The sequence below is a fragment of the Arthrobacter melezitosi genome (genome assembly GCF_054511055.1).
The window spans coordinates 212,660-233,341 of record NZ_JBTNDJ010000002.1 but is presented as its reverse complement, the minus strand read 5'-3'; the positions used below and the strand labels follow the sequence as shown (position 1 = coordinate 233,341).

Annotated in this window: 17 protein-coding genes; 8 read left to right on the top strand and 9 right to left on the bottom strand. The window is 70.0% G+C overall.

Annotation, left to right across the window (positions count from 1 at the left end; genetic code table 11):
* Position 1: 1 nt before the first annotated feature.
* From ACX80W_RS03835 to serB, 5 genes are all read right to left on the bottom strand, one after another.
* Positions 2 to 1,363, bottom strand: a complete 1,362-nt coding sequence (locus ACX80W_RS03835) for a DUF2254 domain-containing protein (protein WP_459280594.1) — start codon at positions 1,361 to 1,363, stop codon at positions 2 to 4.
* A 308-nt stretch (positions 1,364 to 1,671) separates the two neighbouring features.
* A complete protein-coding gene (locus ACX80W_RS03830) occupies positions 1,672 to 2,433 on the bottom strand; it encodes a hypothetical protein (protein WP_459280592.1) in 762 nt (253 codons plus the stop codon).
* Positions 2,430 to 2,957 (bottom strand): DUF421 domain-containing protein, encoded by a 528-nt coding sequence (locus tag ACX80W_RS03825; protein WP_459280591.1) that lies wholly within the window; start codon positions 2,955 to 2,957, stop codon positions 2,430 to 2,432. The genes ACX80W_RS03830 and ACX80W_RS03825 overlap by 4 nt, the downstream gene beginning before the upstream one ends.
* A gap of 164 nt (positions 2,958 to 3,121) precedes the next feature.
* Positions 3,122 to 4,621: an MFS transporter gene (locus tag ACX80W_RS03820; protein ID WP_459280589.1), complete on the bottom strand. Its 1,500-nt coding sequence runs from the start codon at positions 4,619 to 4,621 to the stop codon at positions 3,122 to 3,124.
* Positions 4,622 to 4,727: 106 nt separating this feature from the next.
* Positions 4,728 to 5,630 carry a phosphoserine phosphatase SerB gene (serB, locus tag ACX80W_RS03815; RefSeq protein WP_459280588.1) on the bottom strand — a complete coding sequence of 301 codons (903 nt, stop codon included), beginning with the start codon at positions 5,628 to 5,630 and terminating at the stop codon, positions 4,728 to 4,730.
* 115 nt (positions 5,631 to 5,745) lie between these two features.
* Between serB and ACX80W_RS03810 the strand changes: the two genes are divergently transcribed.
* The 5 genes from ACX80W_RS03810 to lplAB all read left to right on the top strand — a co-directional run bounded on the left by ACX80W_RS03810 (position 5,746) and on the right by lplAB (position 9,959).
* Positions 5,746 to 6,534, top strand: a complete 789-nt coding sequence (locus tag ACX80W_RS03810) for an ABC transporter ATP-binding protein (RefSeq protein WP_459280586.1) — start codon at positions 5,746 to 5,748, stop codon at positions 6,532 to 6,534.
* A 66-nt stretch (positions 6,535 to 6,600) separates the two neighbouring features.
* The gene (locus ACX80W_RS03805; RefSeq protein WP_459280585.1) at positions 6,601 to 7,413 is read left to right on the top strand and encodes a TrmH family RNA methyltransferase; all 813 of its coding nucleotides are present in this window, start codon (positions 6,601 to 6,603) and stop codon (positions 7,411 to 7,413) included.
* Positions 7,414 to 7,476: 63 nt separating this feature from the next.
* Positions 7,477 to 8,433: a hypothetical protein gene (locus ACX80W_RS03800; RefSeq protein WP_459280583.1), complete on the top strand. Its 957-nt coding sequence runs from the start codon at positions 7,477 to 7,479 to the stop codon at positions 8,431 to 8,433.
* An 83-nt stretch (positions 8,434 to 8,516) separates the two neighbouring features.
* Positions 8,517 to 8,771, top strand: coding sequence for a type B 50S ribosomal protein L31 (locus tag ACX80W_RS03795; RefSeq protein WP_120168169.1), 255 nt, complete (start codon positions 8,517 to 8,519; stop codon positions 8,769 to 8,771).
* Positions 8,772 to 8,873: 102 nt separating this feature from the next.
* Positions 8,874 to 9,959, top strand: a complete 1,086-nt coding sequence (gene lplAB / locus ACX80W_RS03790; protein ID WP_459280581.1) for a lipoate-protein ligase LplAB — start codon at positions 8,874 to 8,876, stop codon at positions 9,957 to 9,959.
* Here the strand turns inward: lplAB and pepN are convergent.
* The gene (pepN, locus tag ACX80W_RS03785) at positions 9,944 to 12,559 is read right to left on the bottom strand and encodes an aminopeptidase N (RefSeq protein WP_459280579.1); all 2,616 of its coding nucleotides are present in this window, start codon (positions 12,557 to 12,559) and stop codon (positions 9,944 to 9,946) included. The two genes, lplAB and pepN, sit on opposite strands and share 16 nt — an antisense overlap.
* Positions 12,560 to 12,670: 111 nt before the next feature.
* Here pepN and ACX80W_RS03780 point away from each other — a divergent pair, with 111 nt between their 5' ends.
* A complete protein-coding gene (locus ACX80W_RS03780; protein ID WP_459280577.1) occupies positions 12,671 to 13,771 on the top strand; it encodes an alanine racemase in 1,101 nt (366 codons plus the stop codon).
* A 17-nt stretch (positions 13,772 to 13,788) separates the two neighbouring features.
* Here the strand turns inward: ACX80W_RS03780 and glgC are convergent, their stop codons facing one another.
* Positions 13,789 to 15,057, bottom strand: coding sequence for a glucose-1-phosphate adenylyltransferase (glgC, locus tag ACX80W_RS03775; RefSeq protein ID WP_459280576.1), 1,269 nt, complete (start codon positions 15,055 to 15,057; stop codon positions 13,789 to 13,791).
* A 60-nt stretch (positions 15,058 to 15,117) separates the two neighbouring features.
* On the opposite strand from glgC, the gene glgA reads away from it, so the two are divergent.
* Complete coding sequence (gene glgA / locus ACX80W_RS03770) at positions 15,118 to 16,311, top strand: glycogen synthase (protein WP_459280574.1); 1,194 nt, start codon at positions 15,118 to 15,120, stop codon at positions 16,309 to 16,311.
* Between the two features lie 84 nt (positions 16,312 to 16,395).
* Here glgA and ACX80W_RS03765 read toward each other — a convergent pair whose 3' ends face one another.
* Entirely contained in the window at positions 16,396 to 18,540 is a 2,145-nt protein-coding gene (locus ACX80W_RS03765) for an acyl-CoA dehydrogenase family protein (protein WP_459280572.1), read from the bottom strand.
* Positions 18,537 to 19,301: a TetR/AcrR family transcriptional regulator gene (locus ACX80W_RS03760; RefSeq protein WP_459280570.1), complete on the bottom strand. Its 765-nt coding sequence runs from the start codon at positions 19,299 to 19,301 to the stop codon at positions 18,537 to 18,539. The genes ACX80W_RS03765 and ACX80W_RS03760 overlap by 4 nt, the downstream gene beginning before the upstream one ends.
* A gap of 63 nt (positions 19,302 to 19,364) precedes the next feature.
* Here ACX80W_RS03760 and ACX80W_RS03755 point away from each other — a divergent pair, with 63 nt between their 5' ends.
* The gene (locus tag ACX80W_RS03755; RefSeq protein ID WP_459280568.1) at positions 19,365 to 20,681 is read left to right on the top strand and encodes an acetyl-CoA C-acetyltransferase; all 1,317 of its coding nucleotides are present in this window, start codon (positions 19,365 to 19,367) and stop codon (positions 20,679 to 20,681) included.
* Position 20,682 lies beyond the last annotated feature (1 nt).

The window sequence follows — 20,682 nt, the reverse complement described above, 5'->3', positions numbered from 1 at the left end:
CCTAGCGGTCGGGGGTGTGGCCCACTGGCCATACCCCGGCCGCGGCCGCCTCGACGGTGCCGCAGCACTCTTCCAGCCTCTTCCTTTCGTGCCCGCTCAAACCGGCAGCGGACAGGACGCTGCGTGTCCTCGTAAGTTGATGACGCACAGCCCCCCGGTGCCGCCCCGCTGAGTCGGTCCAGGCGATCTCACGGAGCATTTGAACCGTGCGTTCCGCGGTGCGGGGATCGGCCATGCCATAGGCGAGCAGTTGCCCCATGGCCTGGTCAAGGAGGGCGGGAAAGGTTGGAAAAGCCAGGATCACCCGGGGCGTTCCCTTCTCGTCACTCAGGGTTTTGGGGCCGGCATGCCGTGATACCAGCGAGCACAGCACACTTGAGATATGCCCGACGGCGTGAACGGCAGTTGTCGGATCGTTGACCCCCGGGGAGAGTGCCCGCGAGGCTACGTCGAGGAGTTGCTGCAGCCCGAACCCGGCGTCCTGTACCGAGGTCCGCTCGAAACCGGTCCTGAGGGCCGCGTTCAGCTTTTTCTGCACTGTCTTCTGCACCCGTGGATCGATCTCTGTCCCCTGGAGGCTCCATGCCCTGGCGCAGGGGATCCCTTGGATAAGCGAACTGCCCGGTTCGGCATCGACCGAGATGAACACTCCGGTATCGGTGGCGGCACTCAGTGCCAGCTCCTCATCGATTCCCGTGAGGAACCCGGAGGAATCGCTCGCGAGGAGGATGCCAGGTGAAGATCCCTCCCGCTGCCTGACCGGTGGAGGTGGGTCAACCTCAGGGAAGATCCTGGCGATGGTGTCATTGGCTTCGGAGTGGACGTCGCGGAGCATCGTTTCGACGCGGATCTGCCGGGACAGATGCGCCAGGAAAAGGACGAGGGCGATGACGCTGGCCACCGCGAGAACGAAGGCGAAGGTCACGGAGATTTCGGGGACGAAACCAGGGTCCGTCTCGGTTTCCGTCCTGATGCTGCGAAGGACGGTCAGCGCGAAGACCAGCGTGGCGAGGAAGAGTGCCAAGGTGCTGTGAACGAACCGGTCGCGGGTGAATGTGCGGAGCAGCCGGGGAGAGAACTGGCTGCTGGCGAGCTGCAGCGTCACCACGGTAAGGGAAAACGTCAATGACGTGACCGTGACCAGCGAACCTGCAATGGTTTCCATCAGGGACCGTGCGGCCTCGGGCCCTCCACTGAACAGCAGGCCTGACAACGGCAGCGGACCCCTGTCCTGCAGGGCCCGGTCGAGGACCGGGAGGAACTGACCCAGGAGGAGGGCCACGCCCAGGGCAAGCAGGGGAACGGGCCAGAGCTGAGTGCGCAGCGAATCCCGAAGATCGCGCGCCGTGATCTGTCCCCTCACAGCGGCCGGCACTTGGGTTCGGGCCGGGGTGTTCGGGCTCCCTGAGTGCACTCCATGGCAGAAGAGTAGCCGCTCCTGAGCACCGTCCCCTAGGCGTACGTGGCCAGCAGGTTGGTTCTGCTGATAAGTGGATTGCCCTCAAGGCAGGCAGGTCGCGGCGGTGCCGGAGTGGGCATACTGGAGGTGGAGTCCGCTCCGCCCGGGTGGCCGGGTGTGCGGGCAGACCTCACAATCCGGTAAACCTCCCTGCCCCTCGGGTCCGGCGTAGTCCCCACCCCCGCCTCGACAGCGTTCTGGGCGCGTCCCGTTCAGAGTCGGTTGTTCCCCGGTGGTGCTGTCTGGGAGAGGCCCGAAGCCGGCATTCCCTGGCCGTCCCGCCCGGACGGCATCCGGTCCTGGTCCCGCAGGAAGAAGGCTCCAAGCGACCCGGCAAGCGTCGCGAAGACGGCCACCGAGTAGACCGCCAGCAGCACCTGGAGAATACGGGCGAAGGGGTCCGTCGGCGTCAGGCCGCTGCCGGTGATGGTGGCCATCGCGGATTCGAAAAGCGCCTCCGTGTACGAGGCGTGGGAGCCCGTCGCATAGAGCAGCTGGCTCGCCCCAAGGATCACGACGGCAGTCACCGCCGCGAGCCAACTGATCCTGCTCGAGAGCAGCCTGCCCGCCGACCTGGAGCCCCGGATCCCTGCGGACAGGATTCCCCCGAACCGGGCGAACCTCGCGAGCCGAAGGAGGCGAAGGGCCTGGAGTGCGCGGAAGAACCGGAGGAATGGAACGAGCAGGAAGACGACCTGCCACCAGTTTCTCGCCCAGAATGCCCTGCTGAAGCCGCCGAGATAGGCCCGCAGCAGGAACTCAGCGACGAAGACGGCCCAGAACACCCAGCCGATGATGCTGAAGACCAGGACCACGGCCGGATCCTCGGCGAGGAGCTGGCCGAGGACGACAAAGAGGAAGATCACGCCGAGGATCCCCATCGGCTTGTCCAGTCGGCGGGCGAGGACCTCTGCGGTGCGGAGCCGCTCGGGCAGCGCCGGAGCGGTACCGGGCCCGTCGGCGGGCCCGGTCATGAAGCTCCTTCCCCGGACCAGTTGGCCACGCCGGCCAGGGCCGAACCGCTGCCGGCTTTGGCCGCCGGGATCACGCTGATGGTCCCGTTCGTCTCGAGCACGACGGCGGCGATCTTGGAAAGATCGCAGAACCCGTTGCTGCGCACCGCCTGCAGTACCTCCGACTCTGTCAGCCGGTTCCTGCGCAGTTCGGCGTGCTGCAGTTTTCCGGACGCGACGAGCGCGACCGGCCGGGCGGTGACGACGGAGCGCGCTCCGGGCCAGCGCGCCGACACCCAGACGACGACCGGCTGGAGCGCCGCCAGCAGCGCCAGGGCCGTGACCCCCTCCAGGAAGGCGACGTCCGAGCTGAGCAGGATCGTCGCAAGGGTCGAGCCGAATGCAACGGTGACAATGAAGTCGAAGGCGTTCAGCTGACCGAGCGTGCGCTTGCCCGAGGCACGCAGCACCAGGACAAGGGCGGCATAGGAAACCGATCCGATCAGCAGCACCCTCAGGATCTGTGTCCACGAGTCAAACCACATCCAGGACCCCTCCAAAGCCGTCCAACGACCGGTCAAGGCCATCAGGTCCCCGCCTGTCAGGGGTGTCTGATGGTGCGGCGGATCACCACCGACTCAATCGACAGTACGCTTGCACCGCCCCCGGGCCAACGGGCGGACCCTGGCCCGGTGTGCAGCGCTCCGACTTACTGCGCGGGCGAGGGGGCGTCTGCGCTCCCGGACGCCTCTGCGGCGGTCTGCGCATACGACGCCGAAACGCGCCGGTAGACCGGTGTCAGGAAGGCCAGCAGCGCGGCGAGAATCAGGATGATCCCTGCCACCAGGAATACCAGGGCGATACCGCGTGAGGTGCCTTCGCCCAGCAGCGGGGCGAGCTGGGCCGCTCCCTCCTCCGAGCGCGCGTACGGGATGATCCAGAACTGCGCGATCGGAGCGATGAGGAATGCGGTGATCGGCGCCGCAGCGGACTCGAACGCCATGGCGAACCCAAACACCCGGCCCTGCCGCTGCAGGGGCACCACCTGCTGGATGATCGTCTGCTCCGCTGCCTCAACGAAGGGTATGAGGACGAGGTACAGCCAGATGCCGGCAATATACAGCCAGGCCCACTCCCGCACCGTGAACACCGCACCCAGGACCCCCATGACGACCACGGCGAGGAGCATGGTGCGCATCGGGTTGGCACCCAGGCCGAACTTGCCGATCAGTGCCCCGCCCACGATGAACCCGGTGGCGCCGAGCGCGAAGAAGGTGCCCCACAGCTCCACGGGGAACAGCTCAAGGCCGTAGGGATCCATCAACGCGAGGTAGACGCCACCGATGAAGTTATTGAACGTCGAGAACAGGATGAGCGCGAACAGCCCGGACACGGCAAGCACGGCGGCCACGGAGCCGCGCAGGTCGAACCCGCCGTGCGCGTCGGTGGCGGCCGCGCGCACCTCCTCCGGCATGCGCAGGGTGAGCAGGTGTGCGAAGGCCAACGCCGTGAGCACCAGGGCGACGACGATCGTCCAACCCATGCCCAGCAGCCCGACGGACAGCCCGGACAGCACCGAGGTGACGATGAACATCAGACCCTGCACCATGCCCACGAGTCCGTTGGCGTTGGCCCGTCGGTCCGGCTCGATGAGGATAGTGACGGTCGTGGAGAGGGCGATATTGCGCATGTTCTCGACCACCGCACCGACCAGGATGATCAGGGTGAAGACCCAGAACCACGGCCGGGTCAGGTCCAGCAGGGCGGGGGTGGGCGTCAGGGCGAACATGATCCCCGACAGCACGAACATGCCGAGGGTGAAAGCGGCGGCGAAGCGCATCACGGCCAGCTTGCGGTAGCGGTCCACGTAGGTGCCGAAGCTGATGCTGGAGAGGGCGATCAGCAGCATGTACGCGCCGCCGACCACCCCGGTGGCGATCACATTGCGCGTCTGCAGGTACACCCAAAACGTCAGGGCGAACCACAGGTAGCTTGTCGTGATGTTGGCGAGGGCGGTGTTCACGAGGATGCCGGTGAAGGTGCGTGAGCGCTCCTCCGGAGTGCGCAGCGACGTATCGATGGCGTCGCTGTCGGCCGGGTGCGGAGTGCCGCCGTCCGCAACCGGCGGGGGAGTGCCGGCCGCGTCGAGGCCCGCGCCTGCATGGGAAGCCGTGTCGGCCCGCGGCGGGGCCGGTTCCTGCCCGGTCATGCGTCCCAGTGTACTGAGGGGCTCCGACACTGTCGCCGTCCTGTGGGGACGTTTCGGATACGCCTCCACGGGGACCGTGAGCGCTGGTTCCTACGCCGGATCAGCCTCAGATTCCGGCGAAGTGCCGCACAATGTCGAGGTAGGGCAGGTCGATGGCGGCGTCCGCGGCGGCCCGCACGGCGGGCTTCGCATTGAACGCCACCCCGAGCCCGGCGGCGCCCAGCATGTCGAGGTCGTTCGCGCCGTCTCCCACGGCGATAGTCCGCTCCAGCGGGATACCCGCCTCCGCCGCCCAGCGCCGCAGGGAGCGTTCCTTCTCCGCGCGGTCGACCACCGCTCCCGACACCCGGCCGGTGAGGAGCCCGTCGCTGACCTCCAACAGGTTCGCCTTCGCATGGGTCAGCCGCAGGTTCGCCGCCAGCGGCTCAAGGATCTGGCTGAACCCCCCGGAGACCACGGCCACGAGGTGGCCGGCTGCGAGGAAGGCCTCCACCATCACCTCGGCGCCCTCGCTCAGTTCGATCTGCGCGCCGACCTTGTCGAGCACCGCCTCGGGCAGTCCCGCCAGGACCCCGACGCGCGCGTGCAGGCTCGAGGCGAAGTCGAGTTCACCGCGCATCGCGGCCTCGGTGACGGCGGCAACCTCGGCCTCCCGGCCGGCATAGGCGGCCAGCAGTTCGATGACCTCCTGCCGGATCAGCGTCGAGTCGACGTCGAGGACGAGCAGCTTGGTGCCCGGGGCGAAGACCGAAGCCGGAACGACGGCGGTGCCCACCGGTCCGGCCGGTGCGCCGGCGGCGGCGTTGCCGGACCCGGGCAGCGCCGCGCGGAGGTCCGCAGCCGGGCCGGAGAACCCGACGCCCAGCGTGCGGACCCGGTAGCGGGCGTCGCCGCCCTCGTCGACCGACGTGATGCGCGCTCCCGCGGCGCGGACGGCGTCCTCGACGGCGCGGAAGCCTGCCTCGGAATCGCCAAGGCCGTAGCTGACGACTCGGAACGGCGCGGTCATGAAACCTCCAGTGCATGCAGGGGTGCCCGTCCGGCCGGAGCGGGTGCTGCGGGCGGGGCCGGACGGCGGTGCTGATTTCGCCAACTACCCGGGTCTTAGCCTAGTGTCTAGTGCTATGAGTGACGTTCTTGAATTGGCCGGGGTGAGCCTCGTTCGGGGTGGAAAAACGCTGTTGGACGGCGTCAACTGGCAGGTCAGGGAGGGCGAGCGTTGGGTCGTCATGGGGCCCAACGGAGCCGGAAAGACGACACTCCTGCAAATCGCGGGCGCACGCCTGCACCCCACCACCGGCGTCGCCGGAATCCTCGACGAAGTGATGGGCGCCGTCGACGTCTTCGAACTGCGTCCCCGGATCGGGCTCGCCTCGGCGGCCCTGGCATCCCAGATCCCCGAGCAGGAGACGGTCCTGAACGTCGTCGTCACCGCCTCCTACGGTGTCACCGGGCGCTGGCGTGAGCAGTACGAGAAGCTCGACGAGCGCCGCGCGTTCCGCCTCCTGCACACCTGGGGCATGTCGACCTTCATGAACCGCCCCTTCGCCTCCCTCAGCGAGGGCGAACGCAAGCGCGTCCAGATCGCGCGGGCACTCATGACCGATCCCGAGCTGCTGCTGCTCGACGAGCCGGCCGCCGGGCTGGACCTCGCCGGGCGCGAGGACCTCATCCGCCGGCTGACCGAACTGGCGCAGGACGAGGATGCCCCCGCCACCGTCCTGGTCACCCACCACCTCGAGGAAGTACCTCCCGGGTTCACCCACGCGATGCTGATGCGCGACGGCGGCATCGTCGCCGCCGGTCCGCTCGAGGACGTGCTCACCGAAGAGCACCTCTCCAACGCGTTCGGCCTGCCGCTGAAGGTCAGCCGCGCGGACGGCCGCTACAGTGCTGTCGCCCGCCCCGCGTAGGGGCGCGGCCCGGCCGGCGCACCCCGCGGACCCGCCGCGGACCGGGACGCGGACCGGGACGCGCGCATGGGCCTGATCCGGCTCGACGGCCCGGGGGACCCGCGCACCTCGGACTACCGCAACCTCACCGATACCCAGCTGAGGCGCCGCATCGAACCGGCCGGCGGCCTGTACATCGCCGAAAGTTCCAAGGTGCTGCGGCGCGCCATCGATGCCGGGCACTCACCGCGGTCCTTCTTCCTGGCCGAGAAGTGGCTGCCGGGCCTCCAGGACGTCCTCGACCGGTTCCCCGGGGTTCCGGCCTACCTCGGTGACGAGGCCACCCTCGAGGAGATCACCGGCTTCCACCTCCACCGCGGAGCCCTGGCCGCGATGAACCGTCCGGCCCCGGCGGACCTCGGGGAGGTCCTGGCGGGGGCCCGCCGGATCGCGGTGCTCGAGGACATGGTCGACCACACCAACCTCGGGGCGCTCTTCCGGTCCGCCGCGGCGCTGGGCATCGACGCCGTCCTCATCAGCCCCCGGTGCGCCGACCCGCTGTACCGCCGCGCCATCCGGGTCAGCATGGGCAGCGTCTTCCAGGTGCCCTGGGTGCGCCTCACCGACTGGCCCGGGCAGTTGGAGGCGCTCCGCGGGGCAGGGTTCACCCTCGGGGCGCTGGCCCTGGGGCCGGGCTCGGTGCCCGTCCAGGAGGTCGGCGCGGCCGGGCTCGAGCGGCTTGCGCTGCTGCTGGGGACCGAAGGCGAGGGCCTCTCCGCCGGTGCCCTCGCCGCGGCCGACCTGTCCCTGCAGATCCCCATGCACGCCGGGGTGGATTCCCTCAACGTCGCTGCGGCGGCCGCCGTCGCCTTCTGGGAGTGCCGCTACCGCACCGCCTAGGCCGGTCGCCGGCGCCGGAAAACGCCAGTAGCGGACCCCGGGATCCGGTGGAACACTGGGAGGGTGACCGCTCCACCGGCCCGCCCCAAGGCCCCCGGCGCACGGACCGTCCCCGTCGCCGCGGCGCTCCTCCTCGGCGCGGCCATCGCGCTGAGCGGGTGCGGCCGGCTCCCCGAACAGATCGACGCCGCGCAATCCCAGCCGCCCACGGCCCCCGCCGCCGGCCCCCTGGCCCCCGCCCCGGTTCAGACGCCGACGCCGTCGCCGGCACCGGTCACCGCCGCACCGTCTCCTTCGGCGGCTCCGGCACCGGCTCCACCGCCGACGCAGGCCCCCGAGCTCTCCCTGACCCAAAGCCAGCAGTCCCTGCCCGACGACGTGCGCCGGGCCTGCGCGAACCTGCTGACCGGCACCCTGCCGGAACGGCTCCCCGCCGGCGAGGCCGGAGCCTGCGTCGAGGCCGCGATGCGCGCCGGCACCGGCGCACTGCAGACCATCTCGACGCGCGCCACGGGCCTCCCCGCGGGGGAACACACGGCGGCATTGAGCACGGCGCCGGAATTCGGCCTGCACCTGCGCAACGAGGAGCACGGCGTGGAGATCATCGTCAGCGGCGGCGAGGGATACCTGCTCACCCCGGAGGGAGGAACGACGGCGGACCCCGAGGGCGGACCGGAGGAGCGCTTCGCCGCCATCCTGGTGGAGGCTGCCTCGGCCACGACCGATCCGGCCGCGGTCCGAGCACTGCTCGCAGACTCGGGCGAATTCCTCCTTGAGCCTGCCGCCGAGCGGGACGGGATGCTCTACACGAGACTGTCGGCGGTGTCCGGGCCGGAACTCCAGGGCGTGAGGATGAGCACCTTCACCCTCGAACTCGACGAACTGCTGCGCCCCGCCCACCTCAGCCTCGGCGGCGTGGAACACGAAATCCTGACCTCGGTCGAGGCTACCTTCTCCCAATGGGGGACCCCGCAGGCCATTGCGCCACCCGCTTTAGCGCGGTTGGACGGTTTGCGCTAGGATTACTAGCTGGTCCCGAAGGACCGTTTCCGCTTTCAATCCCAGTGCCTGGCAAAATCCAGGCAACCAGAGAAGGTATCCCTGTGAAGTCTGACATCCACCCCCAGTACCACGCCGTCGTGTTCCGCGACCTCGCCTCCGACAAGTCGTTCCTGACGAAGTCGACGGCCACGTCGAAGAAGACCATCGAATGGGAAGACGGAAACACCTACCCGCTGATCGAGGTCGAAATCTCCTCGGAGTCCCACCCGTTCTACACGGGCAAGCAGCGGATCATGGACTCCGCCGGCCGCGTCGAGCGCTTCAACGCCCGCTTCAAGGGCTTCGGCAAGAAGTAGTTCCTGCACTTCGCGCCACCTGAGTTTCGACAGTGAGGCCACGCCCGGACAGCGGCGTGGCCTTCCTGCGTTAAGCTTCCGAACAGAGAGGGAACCCCCGTTATGGGCCAGGACCAGGACACACCCGGCGGCGGACGGCGCCACGGCGAGTACAAGACGCCGGGGGGCAAGCTCACCGCCGTCGACCTCGACGTCGTCGACGGACGCCTCGCTCAGCTGTCGGTCAACGGGGACTTCTTCCTCGAACCCGATGAAGCCCTCGGGGACATCAACGCCGCCCTTGAGGGCCTGCCGGTCGACTCGTCCACCTCGGAGCTGGCGGAGGCGGTGCGGACCGGGCTCGATCCCTCGGCGCAGCTGTTCGGGTTCTCACCGGAGGCCGTGGCCACCGCCGTGCGCCGCGCGCTCGGGCGCTCCACCGGCATCGCCGACCACACCTGGGAGATCATTCCGCCGACGCCGCTGAGCACGGCGATGCACGTCGCCATGGACGAGGTGCTCACCCGCGAGGTGGGGGACGGCGTCCGCAACCCCACGCTGCGCTTCTGGGAGTGGGAGTCGCCCTCCGTGGTGATCGGCAGCTTCCAGTCGGTGCGCAATGAGGTCGACCCCGAGGGCGTCGCCCGCCACGGGGTGAGCGTCGTGCGCAGGATCAGCGGCGGCGGCGCAATGTTCATGGAGCACGGCAACGCCATCACCTACTCGCTGTACATCCCGCAGACGCTGGTGGACGGCATGAGCTTCGCCGATTCGTACCCGTTCCTCGATGCGTGGGTGATGGAGGCCCTGGCGGCCCTGGGCATCACGGCGTGGTACCAGCCGCTCAACGACATCGCCACCGACCTGGGCAAGATCGGCGGCGCGGCCCAGAAGCGGCTCGCCAACGGCGGCATGCTCCACCACGTCACCATGAGCTACGACATCGACGCCGACAAGATGCTCGAGGTGCTGCGGATCGGCAAGGAGAAGCTCTCGGATAAGGGCACGAAGAGCGCCAAGAAGCGCGTCGACCCCCTCCGGCGCCAGACCGGGCTGGCGCGGGAGGAGATCATCGCCATGATGATCGACACCTTCCGCCGGCGCTTCGGCGCCGTCGACGCCGGGCTCAGCGAGGACGAGCTGCGCCTCGGCCGCGAACTCGTGGAGGAGAAGTTCGGGACCGAGGACTGGCTCTACCGGGTGCCGTAGGCCTGGGCGGTGAGGGAGCGCAGCAGGTGGTCCCTTTCCTCCACCAGGATCCGCCGCAGCGCGCCGGGGGCGTCGGGGTTGGCGGCGAGCCAGCCGTCGGTGGCCCGCAGCACGGGGTGCTCCCCGGGGAGCCCCTGCAGATCCTGCCGGCCCGGATAGAGGCCGCGCACCACGCGGGTGGCCATCTCGATGCCGCGGGCCTCCCATACCTCCCGCAGGGCCTCGAAGTAGGGCCCGTTGTAGGGGGCGGTCAGGTCGGCGCCGCCGAGGGTGAACCCCTCGATGGTGGCGCTGAGGAGTTCGTTGGAGAGCCGGGTGCCGAACACGGCCTCCCGCCAGGCGAGCTCCTTGACCCGGGCGTCCGGCACGGCCGAGCAGGCAAGGGTGAACGCTGCCTTCCCCGAGGCCGTATTGTCGCGGGCCAGTTCGGCCTCGAGTTCGCCGACCGGCGCCAGGCCCTGCGCGGCAAGTGCGGCGAGGAACATCCACCGCAGCTCGTCGTCGAGCGTCAGCCCGGGCACGGTGTCGGTGCCGTCGAGCAGGCGGCGCAGCACGGCCGCCGCGGAGCCGGTGGAACGCCCGCTTGCCGCCAGGGCCCGCGCCCAGGCCAGCTGCAGGTCGGAGCCCTCCGCGGCGTCCCGCAGTCCCTTCTCCAGGAAGCCGGCGCAGCGTTCGCGCAGCGCCGGCCGCCCGGCCGGGGCGGTGTAGCGTTCGACGGCGGTGCCGGCGTTCTGCAGCAGGACCTGGAGCACCCCGACGCCCGGTTCGGCCGGTGCCGCCAGCTCGACGGCACCGAGGTAGTCCGCGGCCGCCAGGTCCGCATCCCGGGTGCTCGACCAGAGGGCGGACAGGCAGATGGCCCGGGCGAGCGGGTCGGCGATCCTGTCCACCGACCGCAGCAGCGTCGCCAGGGAGCGTGGATCGAAGCGCAGCTTGGCGTAGGTGAGGTCCTCGTCATTGACCAGCAGCAGGTCGGGCTGGGACCTGCCGATCAGCCCGTCGAGCCGGGCCGACGTCCCGGTGACCTCGACGGCATGGGATTCGGTGCGCACCAGGGAGCCGTCCGCGTCGAAGCTGTAGAAGCCGATGCGCAGGGAGTGGGGGCGGGGCTCGGCCGCGCCGGTGATGGGATCGAGCGCGTCCTGCCGGATTGCGGCGGCGGTGTAGACGCCGTCCTCCACGGCCACCTCCGCGGTGAGCGCCGGCACCCCCGAGGTCTGCAGCCACTGGCGGGCCCAGGCCGTCATGTCCTGCCCGGAGGCCTCGCTGAGGGCGGCGAGCAGGTCCGCCAGGGTGGTGTTGCCGAAGGCGTGCGCCCGGAAATACTTCCGGGCCGCCTCCGTGAAGGCGTCGAAGCCGACGTAGGCCACGAGCTGCTTGAGCACGGAGGCGCCCTTGGCGTAGGTGATGCCGTCGAAGTTCTGCTTCGCCGCCTCGAGGTTGGCGATGTCCGCCACGATGGGGTGGGTCGTCGGCAGCTGGTCCTGCACGTACGCCCATGCCTTACGCTTGTTCGCGAAGCTCACCCACGAGGTCGTCCACTCGGTGGCCTCGGCCACCCCCAGGGCGCCCATGTAGTCGGCGAAGGACTCCTTGAGCCACAGGTCGTCCCACCAGGTCATGGTGACGAGGTCCCCGAACCACATGTGCGCCATTTCGTGCAGGATGGTGTTCGCCCGCGCCTCGTACTGGGCGGCCGTGGCCGCCGAGCGGAAGACGTAGTTCTCGGTGAAGGTCACCAGGCCCGGGTTCTCCATCGCCCCGAGGTTGTACTCGGGCACGAAGGCCTGGTCGTACTTGCCGAACGGGTAGGGGTAGTCGAAAAGATCGTGGAAGAAGTCGAGTCCCCGGCGGGTGGTGTCGAGGATGGCCTCGGCGTCGAAGGCCGGCGCCATCGACTGCCGGCAGTAGAGCCCGAGCGGGATCTCCAGCCCCCCGGTGCCTTTCCCGCCGGTCCAGGACCCTGCGACGTGGTGGTAGGGGCCGGCGAGGACCGCGGTGATGTAGGTCGAGATGCGCTCGGTCGGTGCGAACTTCCAGCGCAGGGCCCCCGGGGCACCCGCCGCCGGGGCACCCGCCGCCGGGGCACCCGCCGCCGGGGAGTTCGAGGCGACTGTCCAGGCGGCCGGGGCGGTGACGGTGAAGGTGAATTCGGCCTTCAGGTCGGGTTGTTCGAAGTTGGCGAAGACCCGGCGGGCGTCGGCGGGCTCGTACTGCGTGTAGAGGTAGGTTCGACCGTCCGCCGGGTCCACGAACCGGTGCATTCCCTCTCCGCTGCGGCTGTAGAGGGCCGTTCCGCGGACCGTTACCGTGTTCGACTCCAGCAGCCCCGGAAGGTGGATGCGGGAGCCGTCGACGGCTGTGGCGGGGTCGAGTGGCGTCCCGTTGAGGAGCACCTCCTGGACGCCGCCGTGGATGAAGTCGAGGAAGGTCGACGCACCGGGGGTGGCACAGGAGAACACGACAGTGGATTCACTCGGGAACCCCTCCACCGAGGGGTCCTCGGCGGCGCTGAGGTCGAGCCTCACGTCGTAGCATTCGACCCGGATCAGCAGGGAACGGGCGGCGGCCTCGTCACGGAGCAGGTTCTCGTTGCGCATCCGGTTATTCAATCACGCGCCGCGCGTCCGCCGGCGCGCGGGCGGACGGCCGGGGCCCGAAAGAGCGCCGGGGAGGGGGACCCGGCCCCGCAGGCGTGGTGGAATCGGACCATGGACACAGGAATCCCCGGAGACGAATCAACTCCGAGCGTGCTGGTCGACGCCGACCGGCTCGAGGCGAACATCGCCGCGATGGCCTCGGCCACCCGCACCCGCAAGGTGGCACTGCGCCCGCACGCCAAGACCCACAAAATCCCGGAGATCGCCGCGCTCCAGCTGGCGGCGGGCGCCGTCGGACTGACCGTGGCCACGGTCGGCGAGGCGGAGGTCTTCGCCGGGGCCGGGGTGGAGGATCTGTTCATCGCCTACCCGCTGTGGGTTGACCCGGCGAAGGGGGACAGGCTGCGCCGGCTCGCGGCAAGGGCCCGGATCACCGTGGGCGTGGATTCCGCCGAAGGTGCCACCGCCCTCGCGCGCAGCCTCGGCCCGGCCGTCGGTGCGGTCGCCGTGCGGGTTGAACTCGACAGCGGCCACCACCGCAGCGGCGTGGCGCCCGGGGATGCCGCCGGCGTGGCCGTGGCCGCCGCGGACGCCGGGCTCGAGGTCACCGGCGCCTTCACCTTCCCGGGCCACAGCTACGCCCCCGGGATGCCCGCCACGGCCGCCCGGGACGAGGACGCCGCGTTGGCCCGGGCGGCCGCCGGGCTCCGCGCGGAGGGCTTCGCCGCCGCGGAGCTGAGCGGCGGGTCGACCCCGTCGGCGCTGATGGGCGGGGGAACCGCCACCGAACTGCGCCCGGGGGTCTACGTCTTCGGCGACGCCCAGCAGTGGGAGCTCGGCACGATCGCCCCCGAGGACATTGCCCTCACCGTGGCCGCCACGGTCGTCAGCCGGCGCCGGGGTTCGGCCGGGGAGCCGGGGCACTTCCTGCTCGATGCCGGCAGCAAGATCCTCGGCAGCGACCGGGCGGCCTGGGCGACCGGCTACGGCCGGCTGCTCGATCACCCGGAGGCGCGGATCGTGGCCCTCTCCGAGCACCACGCGACGGTGCAGGTGCCCGCGGGCCAGCCCCTTCCGGAGCTCGGCACGCGCCTGCGCGTCGTGCCCAACCATGTCTGCCTGCCGGTGAACCTCGTGGATTCAGTGCTGGTCCTGCGCGGCGGCGCGGTAATCGACCGGTGGGCCGTCGCTGCCCGGGGCCGGAACAGCTGACCGGCCCCGGGTGCGGCTCAACCGGCCGGGATGATCTGGCCCTTGCTGAGGATGGTCAGCCCCGAGTCGGTGACGGCGAATCCGCGGCTGAGGTCAAGCTCGCGGTCGACGCCGATGCGCGCCCCCGCCGGGATCTTCACGTTCTTGTCGACGATGGCGCGCCGCACGATGGCGCCGGGTCCGATGCTCACCTTGTCCATCAGCACCGAATCGCTCACCTCGGCGCGTTCTTCAACGAACACGTCGGTGGCGAGGATCGAGCCCTGAACGCTGCCGCCGGAGACGACGACGCCGGCCGAGACAATGGAGTCGTGGGCCTCCCCGGAGCGTCCGTCGGCGCCGCGCACGAACTTCGCCGGCGGCGAGACGCTCTGGCGGGTGTAGATCGGCCACTGCAGGTTGTAGAGGTTGAACAGGGGCAGCGGTGAGATGAGGTCCATGTTGGCCTCGTAGTACGAATCCATCGTCCCGACGTCGCGCCAGTACTGGCGGTCCCGCTCGGTGGAGCCCGGGATCAGGTTCGTCGTGAAGTCGTAGACGGCGGCGTCGTTGCGGTCCACGAAGTGGGGGATGATGTCCCCGCCCATGTCGTGCTTGGTGTCGAGGCGGGCCGCGTCCTCCTCGAGGGCCTTCACCAGGGCGTCGGCGGTGAAGACGTAGTTTCCCATGGAGGCCAGGAAGCTGTTGGGGTCATCGGGCAGCCCCGGGGTGGTCTTCGGCTTCTCGACGAACGCGGCGATGCGGCCGCGGTCGTTGGCGTCGACCTCGATCACCCCGAACTGGTCGACGAGGTTCATCGGCTGCCGCACCGCCGCGACGCTGACCGAGGCGCCGGAGGCGATGTGCGCATTGACCATCTGCTCGAAGTCCATGCGGTACACGTGGTCGGCGCCGATGACCACGACGATGTCGGGCTGGGCGTCGTGGATGAGGTTCAGGGACTGGTAGATCGCGTTGGCGCTGCCGAGGAACCAGCTCTTGCCGCGGCGCTGCTGGGCCGGCACCGAGGCGATGTACTGCTGCAGCTGGGTCGACATCCGCCACGTCTCCGAGACGTGCCGGTCAAGGCTGTGCGACTTGTACTGGGTGAGCACAACGATCTGCAGGTAGCCGGAGTTGACCAGGTTCGAGAGGGCGAAGTCGATCAGCCGGTAGCTTCCGGCGAATGGAACGGCGGGCTTGGCCCGGTCCGCCGTGAGGGGCATCAACCGCTTTCCCTCGCCACCTGCCAGTACAACCGCCAGTACTTTCTTTAGTGCCACGGGTAACCCCCTTGAATATTCCAACGTGTCGGTCCAATTCAGTTCACACTAGAGGACTGCGGCCCCCTGCACTACGTTGGGGGAGTGCGAGTAGATATTGTCTCCAAGGAATTCCCCCCAGAAATCTATGGCGGGGCCGGTGTCCATGTAGCGGAACTGAGCCGCGTGCTGGCCGGACAGGTGGACCTGAACGTTCACTGTTTCGGCGCGGAACGGCCCGCCGAGTACCACGGGGCGCGGGTGCGCACCTACGGTGTGCCGCCCGGGCTCGCCGCGGCGAACGCCGCCGTACAGACCCTCGGGACGGACCTCGAGATGCTCGGGAACATCGGCGGGGCCGACCTGGTCCATTCCCACACCTGGTACGCGAACATGGCCGGCCACCTCGCCTCCCTGCTCCACGGCATCCCGCATGTGCTGAGCGCCCACAGCCTTGAGCCGCTGCGGCCGTGGAAGGCCGAGCAGCTGGGCGGCGGCTACGCGCTGTCCTCCTGGGCGGAGAAGACCTCGTATGAGGCCGCGGCCGCGGTCATCGCCGTGTCGGCCGGGATGCGCGATGACATCCTCCGAAGCTACCCCCTCGTCGACCCGGCGAAGGTGCACGTGGTGCACAACGGCATCGACGTCTCCGAGTGGGTGCGCGACGAGGACGACGACGCCGTGCGGGCCCTCGGCATCGACCCGGACCGCCCAAGCGTGGTCTTCGTGGGGCGGAACACCCGCCAGAAGGGCGTGCCGTACCTGCTCCGGGCGGCCGCGCAGCTGCCGGCGGATGTGCAGCTGGTCCTGGTCCTCGGCGCGGCCGACACTCCAGAGCTCGCGGCGGAGACGGAGAAGCTGATCGACGAGCTCCGGGACCGGCGCGGCTCGGTAGTGCTCATCGAGCGGATGCTGCCGAGGCGCGAAGTGGTCCAGGTCCTGAGCCACGCGACGGTGTTCGCCTGCCCGTCCATCTACGAGCCGCTGGGCATCGTCAACCTTGAAGCGATGGCCTGCGGAGCGGCTGTCGTGGCCAGCGCCACCGGAGGGATCCCCGAGGTGGTCGAGGACGGCGTCACCGGAACCCTCGTTCCGCTCGAACAGGTTACCGACGGCACGGGCACCCCCCTCGATCCCGAACGGTTCGTCTCGGACTTCGCCGCCGCCCTCACGGAGATGCTGTCCGATCCGGTGAAGGCACGCCGGATGGGCGAGGCCGGCCGGGCCCGCGCCGAGCAGCACTTCGCGTGGAAGTCGATTGCCGAGGCGACGCTCGAGGTGTACCGCAGCGTCCTGTGATCCCGATCATCCCGTCCGGGCCCGGAGCCGGCCCGGACGGTCCGCCCCGGACCCGTGCGGACAGCGGGTTCGGAGCGGACGGTGTCAGGCGGACTTGGCCGTGACCTGCCTTGCCTTGCGCGGGGCGTTCTTTCCCCGTGTCTTTGGCTGCTCCGCCTGCCGGGCCAGAACGGTCTTTTCGTCAACGGGCGAGCCGCTGCTGGCCCGCCTGGCGCGCGCGTGCGCCGCGGCGTCGTCCTGGCGGCGCTTCTCGGCTCCGGTGGCGATCTCGGCCCGGAGGTGTTCGGGGCCGTAGCCGAAGGCCTCGACCAGGTCGAGGGAGTGCGGGCGGATCTTGGCGAGCAGCCTGTTGATGTAGGGGCCGAGGGTGCGCGCCCGCTGGGCCGAAAGCCGCCCGTGCATCAGGTACCAGGCGAGGTTCTTCTCCAGCAGGCACAGCCCGAACAGGTCGCGCAGCCAGGTGAGGACCTGGCGGGTGCCGGGCTCGTCGACCCGGTGCAGCGCCGCCGTGAACGCCTCCCACTGCAGCAGCTCGGCGTGCGCCCGGGCCGTCTCGATCAGTTCGTGCTGGTGCTCGTTGAACAGGGCCGCGGCCTTGTCCTGCGGCAGGGCCTGCGCCCCGCGCAGCGCCCCGGCCAGTTCGGCCACCATGGTGCCGACCCGGTCCGAGAGCAGCCCGTGCTGGGTGGCCTCGTCCCGCAGCGCGATCGCCGACTTCTTCTCGGACCCCGTGTCCACGACGGTCTGCACCACGCGGCGCAGCCCGGACCGGTTGACCGTTCGCTCGGCGGCCTGCGAGACGGCGTAGCGGGCCAGGACGCCGAAGTCCATGCCCTTGAATTCCCGGGCGTAGTCGGTCAGCAGGCGCTTGGCGACGAGCTGGAGCAGCACGTTGTTGTCGCCCTCGAAGGTGGCGTACACGTCGAGGTCGGCCCGGAGCGAGGTGAAGCGGTTCTCGGTGAGGAACCCGGCGCCCCCGCATGCCTCCCGGCACTCCTGGAGGGTGTCCAGCGCCAGCCAGGTGGACAGCGGCTTGTACGCCGCGGCGAGGGTCTCGAGGTCCTGCCGGTCCTCGTCGGTGTCGGAGGTGCCGGAGAACACGCCGTCGAGCTTCTCGAGCAGCTCCTCGTGGGCGAACGCCGCGGCGTAGGTCGCGGCGAGGCGGGGCAGGAGGCGCCGCTGGTGGCGCTGGTAGTCGAGGATGACCTCCTCGGTGAGGTCCGATGAGGCATTGAACTGGCGGCGCTCGGAGGAGTAGGTGATGGCGGCCTTCAGCGCGAGCTTGCTCACCGCGACGGCCGCACCGTCCAGGGAGACCCGGCCCTGCACCAGGGTGCCGAGCATCGTGAAGAAGCGGCGGCCGGGCGAGGCGATGGGCGAGCTGTAGGTGCCGTCGGCGTCCACGCTGCCGTAGCGGTTCAGCAGGTGGGTCCGCGGCACCCGGACGTTGTCGAAGTGCAGCCGGCCGTTGTCGATCCCGTTCAGCCCGCCCTTGAGGCCGTCGTCCTCGCCGCCGATGCCGGGCAGGAAGGCTCCGTCGGCGTCGCGCAGTTCGACGTAGAAGGCGTGCACGCCGTGGTTGACGCCCCGGGTGACGAGCTGGGCGAACACGACGGCGGCGCGCCCGTCGACTGCGGCATTGCCGATGTAGTCCTTCCAGGCCGCCCGGAAGGGCGTGGCCAGGGTGAAGGATTCGTCCTCGGGGGAGTAGACGGCGGTCGTGGCGATGCTTGCGACGTCGGAGCCGTGGCCGGTCTCCGTCATGGCGAAGCAGCCGGGGATCTCCATGTTCATGATGCCGGGCAGCCACGCCCTGTGGTGCTCCTCCGTGCCCAGGTGCAGCACCGCAGCACCGAACAGGCCCCACTGGACACCGGCCTTGATCTGCAGCGAGGGGTCGGCCACCACGAGTTCCTCGAACCCTGCGATATTGCCGCCGTGGTCGTCGTGCCCGCCAAGGAATGACGGGAAGGCCCGGTGCACCGCCTGGTTCTCCACGAGGTAGTGGAGCTGGTCGAAGCAGCGCCTGCGGTGCTCGGCCGAGCTGAGCCCTTCGATCTTCTGTACTTCGGGTCGCCCCGCGAGGTCCCGGGCGGCCCGGCGCACCGAGGCCCACTTCCCGAGGAGGAGCTCCCCGAGCACCGCGGTGTCGAGGACGGCGGCGTCGTTGTCGGTGATCGTGCCCGCGGCGGGAACCTGCCGCTGCGTGCCGGTCGCTGTCTGCGTCATGAATTGTCCTTTGCAGGGGAGGAGGTGGTGGAGTCCGGCGCCAGGCCGGGCGTGCGTCCGGTGGGCACCTGATGGCTGATGCCCTCGAAAAGCCAGTCGGTCAGTTGGTCGGCGAGCTGCTCGACGCCCGGTTTTTCCGGGCCCGCCGGCATGGCCAGCCACAGCTCACCGGCGGAGCGGACCATGCCGATGGCGGCCCGCGGCCAGTACACGAGCCGGGGATCGGCGGGCCCGCTGAGCTGGGGCGAGGACCGGAGATACGCCCGCATGGGCCTGGCCAGCATCTCGGTGACCGCCTCCAGGAAATGCGTCAGCGGGTCGGCGGGCCGGGCGTCATCGGCTCCTCCGGGCCCTGAGTCGGCAGCACCGACCCGGGTGACGAACGCGTAGACGTTCGGCGAGGTCTGGGCCATCTGCAGGTAGACCGAGATCATGGCGCGCAGGCCCTCCCGGGGCGTCTGCGCCTGCCGCGCCGCGGTGAGGATTTTCTGCTGCATCTGGCCGGTGACGACCTCGGCCATGGCCTGTTGCAGGCCGGTCTTGTCCCCGAAGTAGCGGTAGTAGACGGACTTGGAGGTGTCGGCCGCCGCGGCGATGTCCTCCATGGAGGCGCCATGGCCCAGGGTGTCCACGGCCCGCCGGGCGGTGCTGATCAGCGCCCGCCGGCGTTCGGCGCGGTGTTCCTCCCACCGGCTGGACCGCCCGTCGGGCGCCGCGCCCGTTCCGGGGGGCACGGCGGAAACCGTTGAGGAAGTGTTCATGATACTCAGCGTATCAGGTACGCTGAGTATCGGTAATCCACCACCACCACCAGGAGATCCCTCATGTCGAACCAGCCAGGAGCAGGTGCGGGCCCCACCGCCGTCCGCAACGCCGTCGTCATCGGCGGCAACCGCATCCCCTTCGCGCGCTCCGGCGGGGCGTACGCCTCCTCGTCCAACAAGGACATGCTCATCGCCGCGCTCGATGGACTCGTCGCCCGGTTCGGGCTGCAGGGCGAGCGCATCGGCCAGGTCGCCGCCGGCGCCGTCCTGAAGCACTCCCGGGACTTCAACCTCACCCGCGAGGCGGTCCTCGGCTCCTCGCTCTCCGCACACACCCCCGCGTACGACCTCCAGCAGGCCTGCGCCACGGGGCTGGAGACCGTTGTCGGGCTCGCGAACAAGATCAAGCTGGGCCAGATCGACTCCGGCATCGCCGGCGGCGTCGATTCGGCCTCCGACGCCCCGATCGTCGTCAGCGAGGGCCTGCGCCGGGTGCTCCTGGAGCTCTCCCGGGCCCGCACGACCAAGCAGAAGCTTGCCGCCGTCAGCAGGCTGCGCCCCGGGGACCTGGCCCCCAACGCCCCCACCACGGGCGAGCCCCGCACGGGGCTCTCGATGGGCGAGCACCAGGCGCTGACCACCGCGGCCTGGGGCATCACCCGCGAGGCCCAGGACGAACTCGCCTATGCAAGCCATGCCAACCTTGCCGCGGCCTACGAGCGCGGGTTCTTCGAGGACCTGATGACCCCCTACCGCGGGCTGACCCGGGACGCGAACCTGCGCGCCGACACCTCGCTGGAGAAGCTGGCGAAGCTGAAGCCCGTGTTCGGGGCCGGGCTCGACACCCCGCCCACCATGACGGCGGGCAACTCGACGCCCCTCACCGACGGCGCCGCCGTCGTCCTGCTCGGCTCGGAGGACTATGCGCGGGCCAACAACCTCCCGATGCTCGCGAACGTGGTCGACGCCGAAGCGGCCGCGGTGGACTTCGTGAACGGCCAGGAGGGCCTGCTGATGGCCCCCGTCTACGCGATGCCCAGGCTGCTCCAGCGCAATGGGCTGCACTTCGATGACTTCGACTTCTTCGAAATCCACGAGGCCTTCGCCTCCACCGTCCTGAGCTCGGTCGCCGCATGGGAGAGCGAGGATTTCTGCCGGACCCGGCTCGGGCTCGACGGCGCGCTCGGCAAGATCGACCGGAGCAAGCTCAATGTCAACGGCTCATCCCTGGCGGCGGGCCATCCGTTCGCCGCGACGGGCGGGCGGATCGTGGCGTCGCTGGCCAAGGCGCTGGCGGTAAAGGGCTCGGGCCGCGGCCTGATCTCCGTGTGCGCCGCCGGCGGCCAGGGCGTCGTTGCGATCCTCGAGGCGCGCTGAG